11 protein-coding genes are annotated in these 13,457 nt (G+C 72.6%); 4 read left to right on the top strand and 7 right to left on the bottom strand.

Annotation, left to right across the window (positions count from 1 at the left end):
* Positions 1 to 98: 98 nt before the first annotated feature.
* From PV343_RS39650 to PV343_RS39635, 4 genes are read right to left on the bottom strand one after another with little or no spacing between them, the layout of a single operon-like run.
* Positions 99 to 974 carry an AAA family ATPase gene (locus tag PV343_RS39650; protein WP_319151907.1) on the bottom strand — a complete coding sequence of 292 codons (876 nt, stop codon included), beginning with the start codon at positions 972 to 974 and terminating at the stop codon, positions 99 to 101.
* Between the two features lie 15 nt (positions 975 to 989).
* On the bottom strand, positions 990 to 1,844 hold the full coding sequence (locus PV343_RS39645; protein WP_319151906.1) for a xanthine dehydrogenase family protein subunit M: 855 nt from the start codon (positions 1,842 to 1,844) through the stop codon (positions 990 to 992).
* Positions 1,841 to 4,336: a xanthine dehydrogenase family protein molybdopterin-binding subunit gene (locus PV343_RS39640; protein ID WP_319151905.1), complete on the bottom strand. Its 2,496-nt coding sequence runs from the start codon at positions 4,334 to 4,336 to the stop codon at positions 1,841 to 1,843. The genes PV343_RS39645 and PV343_RS39640 overlap by 4 nt, the downstream gene beginning before the upstream one ends.
* Positions 4,333 to 4,815, bottom strand: a complete 483-nt coding sequence (locus PV343_RS39635; protein ID WP_319151903.1) for a (2Fe-2S)-binding protein — start codon at positions 4,813 to 4,815, stop codon at positions 4,333 to 4,335. The genes PV343_RS39640 and PV343_RS39635 overlap by 4 nt, the downstream gene beginning before the upstream one ends.
* Before the next feature lie 256 nt (positions 4,816 to 5,071).
* Between PV343_RS39635 and PV343_RS39630 the strand changes: the two genes are divergently transcribed.
* The gene (locus PV343_RS39630) at positions 5,072 to 7,096 is read left to right on the top strand and encodes a translation factor GTPase family protein (RefSeq protein ID WP_319151902.1); all 2,025 of its coding nucleotides are present in this window, start codon (positions 5,072 to 5,074) and stop codon (positions 7,094 to 7,096) included.
* 82 nt (positions 7,097 to 7,178) lie between these two features.
* Entirely contained in the window at positions 7,179 to 9,032 is a 1,854-nt protein-coding gene (locus tag PV343_RS39625; protein ID WP_319151901.1) for a cellulase family glycosylhydrolase, read from the top strand.
* Between the two features lie 64 nt (positions 9,033 to 9,096).
* Here the strand turns inward: PV343_RS39625 and PV343_RS39620 are convergent, their stop codons facing one another.
* The gene (locus PV343_RS39620; RefSeq protein ID WP_319151900.1) at positions 9,097 to 10,356 is read right to left on the bottom strand and encodes a YncE family protein; all 1,260 of its coding nucleotides are present in this window, start codon (positions 10,354 to 10,356) and stop codon (positions 9,097 to 9,099) included.
* A gap of 140 nt (positions 10,357 to 10,496) precedes the next feature.
* Between PV343_RS39620 and PV343_RS39615 the strand changes: the two genes are divergently transcribed.
* Entirely contained in the window at positions 10,497 to 11,159 is a 663-nt protein-coding gene (locus tag PV343_RS39615) for a TetR/AcrR family transcriptional regulator (RefSeq protein ID WP_319151899.1), read from the top strand.
* 191 nt (positions 11,160 to 11,350) lie between these two features.
* On the top strand, positions 11,351 to 12,376 hold the full coding sequence (locus tag PV343_RS39610; RefSeq protein ID WP_319151898.1) for an alcohol dehydrogenase: 1,026 nt from the start codon (positions 11,351 to 11,353) through the stop codon (positions 12,374 to 12,376).
* A gap of 70 nt (positions 12,377 to 12,446) precedes the next feature.
* Here PV343_RS39610 and PV343_RS39605 read toward each other — a convergent pair whose 3' ends face one another.
* Positions 12,447 to 12,782, bottom strand: coding sequence for a hypothetical protein (locus PV343_RS39605; RefSeq protein ID WP_319151897.1), 336 nt, complete (start codon positions 12,780 to 12,782; stop codon positions 12,447 to 12,449).
* A partial coding sequence (locus PV343_RS39600) for a cbb3-type cytochrome c oxidase subunit I (RefSeq protein WP_319151896.1) occupies positions 12,779 to 13,457 on the bottom strand: 679 nt, incomplete at its 5' end. The genes PV343_RS39600 and PV343_RS39605, both read right to left, overlap by 4 nt.

Raw genomic sequence — 13,457 nt, 5'->3', positions numbered from 1 at the left:
CTCCCTCCGCCCTCACGGCCCGGTCGGCCGCGCCATGGCCCGCGGCCGGCATCTGCCCACCCGGCCGGCCGCCCCCTCCTCCCGTCGACGGGTCATCGTCAGCCTCCCCGGGCCGCCAGGACGGCGGTGAGGTCGAGGCCGCGGGCTCGGTCCGCGTCCTCGCGGTACTTGAGGGCCGAGCCCAGGGTCGCCACCGCCAGGTCGGCGTCCACCTCGCTCGCGCCCAGGGCGTGCAGTGCCTCGGCCCAGTCGATCGTCTCCGCCACCCCGGGCGGCTTGAGCAGGTCCGCGCCCCGCAGGGTCTGCACCAGTGCGGTGACCTGCTCGGCCAGTCGCGCCGACACCTCGGGCAACCGCCGCCGCACGATGGCCAGTTCGCGCCCGAACGAAGGGTGGTCGAACCAGTGGTAGAGGCAGCGCCGCTTCAGCGCGTCGTGCACCTCCCGGGTCCGGTTCGAGGTGAGCACGACCACCGGCGGCTCCTCGGCGCGCAGCGTGCCCAGCTCGGGGATCGAGACGGAGTACTCCGACAGCAGCTCCAGCAGGAACGCCTCGAACTCGTCGTCGGCCCGGTCGATCTCGTCGACCAGCAGCACCGCCGGGTGGGTCTGCAGGGCCCGCAGCAGCGGGCGGGCGATGAGGAAGCGCCGGTCGTACAGCTCGCTCTCCAGCCGGTCCGCGTCCCTGATCCCGGCCGCCTCGGCCGCCCGCAGGTGCAGCAGCTGGCGGGGGAAGTCCCAGTCGTACAGGGCCTGTGAGGCGTCGATGCCCTCGTGGCACTGGAGCCGGATCAACGGCGCGCCGAGCGCCTCGGCCAGGGCGGCGGCGAGCGCGGTCTTGCCCACCCCCGCGTCGCCCTCGCAGAAGAGCGGCCGGTGCAGCGTCAGTGCCAGGAAGCAGGTGATCGCCAGCCCTTCGTCGACGAGGTACCCCGTCTCCTCCAGGCGGGCGCGCACCTGCTCCGGGTCGTCCATCCGGGTGATCGGCGCTCACCCCATCCCGGTGGCGGCCAGCACCGCCCGCTTGGTCAGCACCCGGGCGAGGTGCTCGCGGTACTCGGGCGAGGCGGCCAGGTCCTGGGCGGGCCGTGCGCCCTCGGCCGCCGCCTCGGCGGCCCGGGCCACCGCCCCGGGGCTGTCGGCGCCGGACAGCGCCTCCTCGGCGGCCGTGGCCCGCAGCGGGGTCGAGCCCATGTTGGTCAGCCCGATCCGCGCCTCGGCGATGCGCCCGTCGTCGCGCCGCACCAGTGCCGCCACCCCGACGATGGCCCAGGACTGGGCGACGGGGTGGAACTTCTCGTAGTGGAAGCCCCAGCCCTCCCGCTTCGGCACCCGCACCTCGACCAGCAGCTCGTCGGGCGCCAGCGCCGACTGGAGGTAGTCGACGAAGAACTCCCGCGCCGGGACCGTGCGCCGCCCGCCCGGTCCCGCGACGACGAGTTCGGCGTCCAGGGCCAGGGCCACGGCGGGCAGGTCACCGGCCGGGTCGGCGTGCGCCAGGGAACCGCCGAGGGTGCCCCGGTGCCGTACGGCGGGGTCGGCCACCGTGGCCGTCGCCTGGGCCAGCAGCCCGGCGTGCCGGCGCACCAGCGGGTCGTGGACCACCTCGTGGTGCGTGGTCATGGCGCCGATGACCAGCGTGTCGCCGTCCTCGCGGACCCCGCGCAGCTCCGGGATCCGGCCGACGTCCACGACCAGTTCGGGGAAGGCGAGCCGCAGCCGCAGCAGCGGCAGCAGGCTCTGCCCGCCGGCCAGCACCTTGGCGTCGTCGCCCGCGTCGGCGAGCGCGCGCAGCGCCTCGTCCACGCTCGCCGGACGGGTGTAGTCGAACGTGGGGGGAATCATGCCGAACCCTCCGTTCCCGGCCGGACCGGCCCATCGGGTCCGCCGTACTGGCCGATGTCGCCGGACTGCGCCGCCTGACCGGACTGCCCGGACTGGGCCGGGCCCGTCCCGGTGGTCTCCGCGGTGGCCCCGGAGCGGGCCGCCCGGATCGCCTGCCACACCCGGTGCGGCGAGCACGGCATCCGTACGTCCCGGACGCCGAGCGGCCGGAGCGCGTCCACCACGGCGTTGACCACGGCGGGTGTGGAGGCGATCGTCCCGGCCTCGCCGACGCCCTTGACGCCCATGGAGTTCCCGACGGCCGGGGTCTCCGTGCGGTCGGTGACGAAGTCGGGCAGGTCCGCCGCCGACGGCACGAGGTAGTCGGCCATGGTGCCGGAGACCAGGTTGCCCTCGTCGTCGTACACGGCCTCCTCGAACAGCGCCTGCGCGATGCCCTGGGCGAGACCGCCGTGCACCTGCCCCTCGACGATCATCGGGTTGACGACCCGGCCGACGTCGTCGACGCAGACGTAGGAGCGGATGCCGGTCTTCCCGGTCTCGGTGTCCACCTCGACCGCGCACAGGTGGGTGCCGTGCGGGTAGGAGAAGTTCTCCGGGTCGAGCACCGTCTCGGCGTTGATGGACGGTTCGACGCCGTCGGGCAGGTCATGGCTGGTGAACGCCGCCAGGGCGATCTCCTGGATGGTCTTGCGGGCTTCGGGTGAGCCCTTGACGGAGAAGGCGCCGCCCTGGAACTCCAGGTCCTGCTCGCTCGCCTCCAGCAGGTGCGCGGCGATCCGCCGGGCCTTCTCGACCACCTTCGCGGCCGCCCGGTGCACGGCCTCGCCGCCGACGGCCAGCGACCGCGAGCCGTAGGTGTCCATGCCCTGCGGGGCCACCCTGGTGTCGCCGTGCACCACCTCGACGTCCTCGAACGGCACGCCCAGCACGTCGGCGGCGATCTGGCTCCAGCAGGTCACGTGGCCCTGGCCGTGCGGGCTGGTGCCGGTGACGACCTCGACCTTGCCGGTGGGCAGCATGCGGATGGCCGCCGCCTCCCAGCCGCCGGCCCCGTACCTGAGGTCGCGCAGCACCCGGCTCGGTGCCAGGCCGCACATCTCGGTGAAGGTGGAGACGCCGATGCCGAGGCGTACGGTGTCGCCGCGTTCGTTGCGTTCGCGCTGCTCGGCGCGCAGGTCGTCGTAGCCGAACAGGGCCAGCGCCTTGTCGGTGGCGGCCTCGTAGTCGCCGCTGTCGTAGGTCAGCCCGGCGACGGTGGTGTACGGGAACTCCTCGTGCCGGATCCAGTTGCGGCGGCGTACCTCCACCGGGTCGAGGCCGAGCTCGACGGCCAGTTCGTCCATGGTCCGCTCGATGGCGAACGTGGCCTCCGGGCGGCCGGCGCCCCGGTAGGCGTCGGTCGGGGTGCGGGTGGTGAAGACGCCGGTGCAGGTGAACTCGTAGGCGTCCATCTTGTAGATCGCCGGGTACATGAAGGCGCCGAGGATCGGGATGCCCGGGGTGACGAGCATGAGGTAGGCGCCCATGTCGGCGAGCAGGTCGACCTTCAGGCCGAGCAGCTTCCCCTCGCGGGTGGCGGCGATCTCGACGTCCTGGATCATGCCGCGGCCGTGGTGGGTGGCGAGGTAGCCCTCCGAGCGGGACTCGGTCCACTTCACCGGGCGGCCGAGCCTGCGGGCCACCGCCAGCGCCACGGCCTCCTCGCCGTACACCTGGAGCTTGGAGCCGAAGCCGCCGCCGACGTCCGGCGCGACCACCCGCAGTTTGTGCTCGGGGATGCCGGTGACCGTGGCGAGCATGATCCGCAGGATGTGCGGGATCTGGGTCGCCGAGTGGACCGTGTACTCGCCGGAGGCGGCGAGCGGGGTGACGACGACCGCGCGCGGCTCCATGGCGTTGGGGATGAGCCGCTGCTGGTGGTAGCGGCGCTTCAGGGTGACCTCGGCGCGCTCGCGCACCGACGCGAAGCTCTCGCCGGTGGCCAGCGGCCAGGTGTAGCAGCGGTTGGTGCCCTTGTCGGCGTGGACCAGCGGGGCGCCCTCGGCGAGCGCGGCCTCCAGGTCGAGCACCGGGGGCAGCGGGTCGTAGTCGACCTCGATCGCCTCCAGCGCGTCGGCGGCCGCGTACCGGTCGCGGGCCACCACGACCGCCACCGGGTCACCGGCGTGCCGGACCTCGTCCACGGCGATCGGCGGGTGGTCGGGCAGCACGATGTCCTCGGTGACCGGCCAGGCGCAGGGCAGCGGGCCCAGGCCCTCGGCGAGGTCGGCGCCGCTGAACGCGGCGACCACGCCGGGGCGTTCCAGGGCGGGGGAGACGTCGACGCGGGTGACGCGGGCGTGGGCCATCGGGCTGCGCAGGATGGCCAGGTGGAGCAGTCCGGCGAGCTGGATGTTGTCGGTCCAGTTGGTCTGGCCGGTGATCAGCCGGGCGTCCTCCTTGCGCAGCCGGGAGCGGCCGATCTCGGGTCCCACGGCCTGGTCGGTCATGCCGTGACCTCCTCGGAGACCTCGGCGCCGGCGGCGTCGAGCACCGCGCGGACGATGTTCTGGTAGCCGGTGCACCGGCAGAGGTTGCCCTCCAGGGCGTGGCGGACCTCGTCGGAGGTCGGGTGCGGGTTCTCCCGCAGCAGGTCGCGCGCCGCCATGATCATCCCGGGGGTGCAGTAACCGCACTGCAGGCCGTGCCGCTCGTGGAAGGCGCGTTGCAGCGGGGTCCACTCGCCGTCCTTGGCCAGCCCCTGGATCGTGGTCACCTCGCAGCCGTCCGCCTGTACGGCGAGGACCGAGCAGCTCTTGGCGGTCGCGCCGTCCAGGTCGACCGTGCACGCCCCGCAGTTGGAGGTGTCGCAGCCGATGGGGGTGCCGGTCAGGCCGAGGCGGTCGCGCAGGTAGTGGGCGAGCAGGAGACGGGGTTCCACGTCGTCCTCGTACGTCGTGCCGTCCACGTTCACCGAGATGTGGGTCATGTGTGCCCTCCAGACCGTGCCGGGCAGGGGCGTGGGTAATCAGCCACCGGGCGTGATGTACGTCACTCTAAGGCCGTGTCCTGCGTGCGGCGAGCGCTGCGGCGGGGGATTAGTTGAGCATTAATCCATTGCTGTCGGCGGGGCGCCCCTGCTGCACTGCACGGACCCGACGTCACACCGAGAGGACCACCGATGCGCACTGCGTGCATGTCCACCGAGGAAGGAATCCACCCCATGCCGAAGGACATCACGCTCAGTGCACCTGCTCAATCTCGGAATCCTCGCCCATGTCGACGCCGGTAAGACCAGCCTGACCGAACGGCTGCTGCACACGGCCGGAGTGACCGACGAGATCGGAAGCGTCGACCGGGGGAGCACCCGGACCGACACACTCGCCCTGGAGCGGCAGCGCGGGATCACCATCAAGTCGGCGGTGGTCTCCTTCCCGCTCGACTCCGTGACCGTCAACCTCATCGACACCCCAGGCCACCCCGACTTCATCGCCGAGGTGGAACGGGTGCTCGGGGTGCTGGACGGGGCGGTCCTGGTCGTCTCGGCCGTCGAGGGCGTCCAGGCGCAGACCCGCGTCCTCATGCGCACGCTGCGCCGCCTGCGCATCCCCACCCTCGTCTTCGTCAACAAGATCGACCGGCGCGGCGCGCGCGGCGCCTCCGTGCTGGACGAGATGGCCCGCCGGCTGGCCGTGCCGCTCGTCCCGATGGGGACCGCCGCCGGGCTCGGCACCCGCGCCGCCCGGTTCGTCCCCGGGCTCGGCCCGTCCGCGCTGGACGTGCTCGCCGACCGCGACGACGACCTGCTCGCCGCCTACGTCACGCACGGGATCTCCGACGGCCGGCTGGACGCCGCCCTGGCCGCCCAGACCCGGCGGGGCCTGGTCCACCCCGTCTGGTTCGGGTCCGCCATCACCGGTGCCGGCGTGGCCGAACTCGTCACCGGCGTCGAACGGCTGCTGCCGCCCGCCTCCGGCGACCCGGACGGCCCGCTGTCCGGCACGGTGTTCAAGGTGGAACGGGGCCCCGCGGGGGAGAAGATCGCCTACGCGCGGATCTTCTCCGGCACCCTGCGCGTGCGCGACCGGGTCCCGTTCGGGGACGGCCGCGAGGGGGCGGCCGGCCGTGAGAAGGGTGACGGCCGCGAGCGGGGAGACGGTCGCGGTGAGGGCAGGATCACCGCCCTCACCGTCTTCGACCACGGCGGCGACGTCCGGCGGGAGGAGGCGGGCGCGGGCCGGATCGCCCGGCTGTGGGGCCTCGGCGGCGTCCGGATCGGCGACGCGCTCGGCACGCCGGGCCGGGCCGCCGGGCACCACTTCGCCCCGCCCACCCTGGAGACGGTCGTCGTGCCCGGGCCCGGCGCGGACCGGCGTGCGCTGCACCTCGCCCTCACCCAGCTGGCCGAGCAGGACCCGCTGATCGGCGTCCGCCACGACGAGCTGCGCAAGGAGACCTCCGTCTCCCTCTACGGCGAGGTGCAGAAGGAGGTCATCGAGGCCACCCTCGCCGACGACTACGGCCTGGACGTCACCTTCCGGGAGACCACGACGCTGTGCGTCGAACGACCGGCGGGCAGCGGAGCGGCGGTGGAGTTCAACAAGAAGGACGGCAACCCCTTCCTCGCCACCGTCGGCCTGCGGGTGGACGCCGCACCGCCCGGCTCGGGGGTGCGCTTCGGCCTGGAGGTGGAACTCGGCTCCATGCCGTACGCCTTCTTCAAGGCCGTGGAGGACACCGTGCGCGAGACGCTCGGGCAGGGGCTGCACGGCTGGCAGGTCACCGACTGCGCCGTCACCATGACCCATGCGGGCTACTCGCCCCGGCAGAGCCACGCCCACCAGGGGTTCGACAAGAGCATGTCCAGCACCGGCTACGACTTCCGCGGCCTGACCCCGCTGGTCCTGGTCGAGGCCCTGCGCCGGGCGCGCACGGTGGTGTACGAGCCCATGCACCGCTTCCGGATCGAGGCCCCGGCGGACACCCTGGGCGCCCTGCTGCCGGTGCTGGCCCGGCTGGGCGCGGTGCCGGAGAGCACGGGCGGGCACGACCGGGCCGGCGTCCTGGAGGGTGCGGTGCCCGCCGCCCGGGTCCACGAACTGGGGCAGCGGCTGCCCGGGCTCACCCGCGGCGAGGGCGAGCTGGAGACCGTCTTCGACCACTACGCGCCGGTCACCCGGGGCCCGCTGCCCGAGCGCCCGCGCACCGACCACAACCCGCTCGACCGGAAGGAGTACCTGCTGAACGTGACGCGCCGGGTGGGCGACTGAATCGTTGAGCTGACTGGCAGTCAACTTACTCGGGAGTCAGTCGGTATTGACGCCGGCCGGGCCTCGCCGGACTGTGGTGTACATGCCGAATATCGGGGCGCGTCTGCTGCTGGTGCTGGTCGTCCTCTGCGGATTCCTGACGGTGGCGGGCGCTCCGCCCGCCACCGCCACCACTCCCTCCGGTTCCCTCTGGTTCGACGGCGGCCCGCTCACCGTGCGCGGCGGCCGCCTCGTCGACGGCCAGGGCCGCGAGGTCGTGCTGCGCGGGTACAACGTCTCGGGTGAGACCAAGCTGGAGGAGAACGGCGGCCTGCCCTTCGCCTCGGCCGCCGACGCCCGCAGGTCGGCGACCGCGCTGCGCGCCCTCGGAGGCGGCAACGCGGTCCGCTTCCCGCTCTCCTGGGCGCACGCCGAACCCGTGCGCGGCCAGACCGACACCGCCTATCTGGCCGCGGTCACCGAGCAGATGAGCGCCTTCCTCGACGCGGGCATCCGGGTCTACCCCGACTTCCACCAGGACCTGTACTCGCGGTACCTGTTCGACGCGGGCAGCTGGTACACCGGCGACGGAGCCCCCAAGTGGGCCGTGGAAGCCGGAAGTCACCCCAAGGAGTCCTGCGGGATCTGCCTCTTCTGGGGGCAGAACATCACCCAGAACGCGGCCGTGCGGCAGGCGCAGTACGACTTCTGGCACAACGCCCACGGCGTCCAGGACGCCTTCCTCGGCACCGCCCAGGCGACCATGACCTATCTCCAACGCCACCTGGACGAGGACGAGTTCGCGGGTGTCGTCGGCTTCGACCCGTACAACGAGCCGTACGCGGGCACCTACGACTCCGGGCAGACCTCCCGCACCTGGGAACGCGACCTGCTCTGGCCGTTCTACACCCGCTTCCGGGCCCGCATGGACGCCGCGGGCTGGCAGGACAAGCCCGCCTTCGTCGAACCCAACCTCTTCTGGAACGCCAACATCTCCACCCAGCGGCAGGAGGGCGGACTGCTGGACGCGGGCACGTTCGGCCCCGACTACGTCCTCAACACCCACTTCTACGACCAGAAGGCCATCTCCGGCATCCTGATGTGGGGCAAGGCGGCCGACGGCCAGTACGCCGCCGACTTCGCCGCCGTCCGCGACCGGGCCTCCGCCGCCGGGACCGCCGCCGTGGTCAGCGAGTTCGGGCACCCGCTGTCGGGCACCGTCTCCGACAAGGCGCCGACCGTCCTCAAGGCGATGTACGAGGGCCTCGACTCCCGGCTGCCGGGCGCCCGCTGGTGGACGGACCCGGCCGCCTCCGGTCCGGTGCTGTCCGGCTCGCAGTGGCAGTGGGATCTCTACAGCGGACGGCACCACGAGCCGATGAACGGCAACCCCGGCAAGGTGCTCACCTCCGGCGACGGCTGGAACGGCGAGGACCTCTCCGCCGTCCGGCTCGACGACGCCGGCATCCCGGTGCTCCGCCAGGACGCCCGGCTGCTCGACCGGCTCTACCCGAGCGCCACCGCGGGCACCGCTCTCGCCTTCACCTACGAGGACCGCTCCCGGGACGGCTCGTCCACCCTGACCTGGAACCCGGTGCCGGCTTCCCTGCCGGCCACGGCCCGGCTGGTGGGCTCGGGCCAGTACGGGGTGCTGGTCTGGCGCTCCGGCGGCGACGCACCCACCGAGCTGCACCTGCCGGGGTCCTTCCCGACCCCGGCCACCACCGTCGTCTCCGACCTGGGCACGGTCTGCGGGCCGCCCGCCCACACCGCGGACACCCCCGTCGGCGTGGCGCCCGAACCGGGCGGCACCGGGAGCCGGCGGTTGCTGCTCACCGCCACGGACTCCGGTGTCCCGCACTTCGCCCTGGTGACCAACGGTGCCACGGCCCCCTCGGCGGACCTGCTGGGGGCGGCGCGCGCCGAACTGGCCGCGTGGACGGCGGCGCACTTCTGAGGTGAGCGCGGCCACCGGCCGGTGCGCGGCCTCCGGGGACCCGCCCGGAGGCCGCGCCGGCCCGTCAGCTCCCCGACGGGCCCGTCCAGTCGGCCTGCACGTGCCCAAGCCGCACCCGCTGCGGGTGGTCGCCCACCGGGACCGACGTCACCTTCTCGCCGGTCGCGAAGTCGATCGCCGTGACCTGGTCGGCCCCGCTCTCGGAGATGACGCAGTCCTTGCCGTCCCCGCTGACCGTGGCCCAGTACGGCTTGGACGCGGTGACCAGCGGGCCCTCCTGGAGAGTGGCGCGGTCGACCACCGTGGCGTAGTCGTCCATGGTGCCCGCGACACACAGTTTGGTGCCCTCGGGGTTCATCGAAAGCCCGTGGTGGCGCGAGTCGTTGACCCAGGTGGTGCGGTCCTCGCTGGTCGCCGGGTTCTTCGGCAGCGTCTTCACCCGGGTGATCCGGTCGGCGGCGACGTCGTACTCCAGGAAGCCGTTGAAGAAGGAGACCTGGAAGTACAGCTTCGACTCGTCGGGGGAGAAGACGGCCGGCCGTACCGCGTCGGAGAAGTTCTTCAGGCCGATCGCGTCCAGCCGCTGGCGCATGTCGATGACCTTGACCTGCTTGTACGTGGTCGCGTCCACCACCGTGATGTGGCGGTCGCCCTTGGTCCAGTCCCAGCCCGGGTCGTCCAGGGACGTGTTGACGTCCCCGATGGACATGTTCCAGATGTACTTGCCGTCCTTGGTGAAGATGTTCTCGTGCGGCTTGTCGCCCGTCGCGAAGGAGCCGAGCTGCCGGCCCGTGGCGATGTCCAGCACGTGCACGGTGTTGGCGGTCGAGGCGGACACGGCGACCCGGGTGCCGTCCGGTGAGACCGCCATGTGGTCGGCCCGGTAACCGGCCACCGGGAAACGCCAGTTGATGCGGCCGGTGGCCAGGTCGAGGGAGACCACGTCCGCGAAGCTCGGCCGGGAGACGACGACCGAGCGGCCGTCCGGGGTGGAGTACATGTCGTCGGCGAACTGGTCGTGGCCCTCGCCGACGCCGTTGCGGATCGCCGTGAAGTAGATCCACTTGATCGGGTCCGCGTTGATCTCGGCCATCCGCTGGGCCTTGTCCGGGATCACGTCGACCCGGCCGATCTTCGCGAAGTCTCCTGAGGACCGGATGACATCGGCGGTGCCGTCCCAGTTGTTGCCGACGAACATCACCTCGCGCAGACCGGTTCCCGCGGACGCGGCGGTCGTGGCGGAGGCGGCGGTCGCGGGGGCGGCGACGGTCAGCGCGAGGGCGGCGGCGACGGAGCGAAGGTGCCTGGTTCTGGAGGCAGGCATGACTGCTCTCTTTCCTCGGGGAAATCTGAACACGGGCGCTTTCACAGTCGACTTACTGAAAAGTAAGGAGGGTGCGGCCTACTCGACAAGATGTGTGCACGACAAGATTGGGAACCGGTGGGTGAGCGGAGGGGGCGCGCGTGACGGGCAGACTCAGGGCGCCGAAGGGCCGCTACGGCGGCAGGTCCGCCGAGGAACGCCAGGCCGAGCGGCGCCGCCGGTTCCTGGACGCGGCGCTGCGGCTGTTCGGCGACAGCCCGGGCTTCCGGCAGACGACGGTCGCCGCGCTGAGCCAGGCCGCCGGCCTGTCCACCCGGCAGTTCTACGAGGAGTTCCGCACCCTGGAGGACGTGCTCGCCGCGCTGCACCTGGAGGTGAACGGCTGGGCGGAACAGGCGGTGCTGGACGCGCTGGCCGCGGCCGAGGGGCTGCCGCTGGCCGAGCGGGTCGCCGTGCTGTTCCGCGCCTACGCCCGTGACGTCACCTCCGACCCGCGCCGGATCCGGATCACCTTCGTCGAGATCATCGGCGTCAGTCCCGCGCTGGAGGAGCAGCAGCTCGCCCGCAGGGCCCGCTGGGTCGACCTGATCCGCGCCGAGGCGGACGCGGCGGTGGGGCGCGGGGAGGCGGCCCCGCGCGACTACCGGCTCGCGGCGACGGCCTTCATCGGCAGCGTGAACGGGTTGCTGCACGACTGGAGTGCGGGGTGGGTGGACGCGAGTCTCGACGAGGTTGTCGACGAGCTTGTGCGGCAGCTGCTCTTGATTCTTCGGGCGGAGGGGTGGCGGGCGGGGGGCCAGTGAACCGGCGTCGCGGACCGGGGCCCGCCGTGGGGTGTCCTCGTCGTCTCCGTCTGCGTCGCCGTCGTGGCTGGTCGCGCAGTTCCCCGCGCCCCTGGGTGGGGCGGCCCGACCCACGTGGCTCGGCGCGCGGGATCGGGGTGGAGCTGGTCTGCTGGTTGGGGGGCCTTTGTACCCGTTCTCCGGAGACACGCATGAGTACGTATCGAGCCGCGCAGGTGACCGCCCCGAACGGCACGTTCGAGCTGGTCGAGCGGGAGGTGCCGCAACCGGGACCCGGGCAGGTGAGGATCGCCGTGGAGGCCTGCGGCATCTGCCACAGCGACGCGCTCTTCGTGAGCGGCGGACTACCCGGTGTCTCCTTCCCCGAGGTGCCCGGGCACGAGATCGCCGGCCGCGTCGAGGAGCTGGGGCAGGGCGTGCACGACCGCGGCTGGCGGGTCGGCGACCGGGTGGCCGTCGGCTGGTTCGGCGGCAGCTGCGGCCACTGCCGGCCCTGCCGCGAGGGCGACTTCGTCGTGTGCCCCAACCTCACGGTCCCGGGCTGGGCCTACGACGGGGGCTTCGGCGAGAAGGTGATCGCGCCCGTCGACGCCCTGGCCCGCATCCCCGAAGGAATCTCGGCCGGCGACGCGGGCCCCATGGCCTGCGCCGGCGTGACCACCTTCAACGGGCTGCGGCGCAGCTCCGCGCGGCCCGGCGACCTGGTGGCCGTGCTCGGCCTCGGCGGTCTCGGGCACCTGGGGGTGCAGTACGCGGCCGCGATGGGCTTCGAGACGGTGGGCATCGCCCGCGGCCCCGAGAAGGCGGACTTCGCCAAGCAGCTCGGCGCCCACCACTACGTCGACAGCACCTCCGGCACCCCGGTCGCCGAGGCGCTGCAGTCGCTGGGCGGTGCCAAGGTCGTGCTGGCCACCGCCGGGAACTCCGAGGCCATCGCGGACACCGTGGACGGCCTGGCCCACCGCGGGGAGCTGGTCGTCATCGGCGCGGACACCGACCCGCTCGGCATCAGCCCGGTGCAGCTGCTGATGAGCGGCCGCGTGGTCCGCGGCCACCCCTCGGGCACCTCGCAGGACGTGGAGGACACCATGGCCTTCAGCGCCCTGCACGGCATCCGCCCGATGACCGAGTCCGTCCCGCTGGACCGCGCGGACGAGGCCTACCGGAAGATGCTCGCCGGCAAGGCCCGCTTCCGGATGGTGCTCGACTACACCTGAGACGCCCGAGACTCTGAGACGTCTGAGGCGCGAGGCGCCGGCCGGGTGTGCGCCGGCGGACCCACGCGCCTCAGCCGGCGGCGATCACCAGCAGGCCCGTCGCCGCCAGCAGGGCCGCGCCCAGCACGCCCCAGGCCACCAGCCGCTGCCGCAGGGTCCGGTACCTGCTCTCGTAGGCGTGCCGCAGCTCCTCGGCGCGGTCGGCGGTGCGGCGCCACGACGTGCGGGTTATGGCCAGGTACTCCGACTCGAAGTGGCGCTCCAGATCGTCCCGTTGGGTGTCGGTGAGCCAGCCCAGGCGGTCGGCGACCCGGGCCGCCGCCGTACGGCCCTGCTCCCGGGCGGCGGCGAGCAGCAGGTGGCCCTCGACCTCCTGGACCAGCGTCCTCTCGTCCCCCGTGCTCATCGCGCGGTCAGCTCCCTCGACCGGTCCCGCCGCCGCGGATGGTGCAGGTCGAACGCCGGGGACTCGCTGCGGATCGGGGGCAGCGAACGGAAGTTGTGCCGCGGCGGCGGGCAGGAGGTCGCCCACTCCAGCGAACGGCCGTAGCCCCACGGGTCGTCGCTCTCGACCTTCTCGCCGTACTTCGCCGTCTTCCAGACGTTGTAGAAGAACGGCAGCATGGAGGAGCCGAGCAGGAACGAGAAGATCGTCGACACCGTGTTGAGGGTGGTCAGCCCCTCGGCCGCGAGATAGTCCGGGATCCGGCGCTGCATGCCGTTCACGCCCAGCCAGTGCTGGACCAGGAAGGTGCCGTGGAAGCCGACGAACAGCGTCCAGAAGGTGATTTTCCCGAGGCGTTCGTCGAGCATCTTGCCGGTCATCTTCGGCCACCAGAAGTGGAAGCCGGAGAACATCGCGAACACCACCGTGCCGAAGACGACGTAGTGGAAGTGCGCCACCACGAAATAGCTGTCGGAGGTCGCGAAGTCGAGCGGCGGCGAGGCGAGCATCACGCCGGTCAGCCCGCCGAACAGGAACGTGATCAGGAAGCCGACCGCCCAGAGCATCGGTGTCTCGAAGGACAGCGAGCCCTTCCACATGGTGCCGATCCAGTTGAAGAACTTCACGCCGGTGGGT

Source organism: Streptomyces sp. WI03-4A (assembly GCF_033792105.1).
GTDB classification, from domain to species: Bacteria; Actinomycetota; Actinomycetes; order Streptomycetales; family Streptomycetaceae; genus Streptomyces; species Streptomyces collinus_A.
This window is presented reverse-complemented; position numbering and strand designations above follow the sequence as displayed.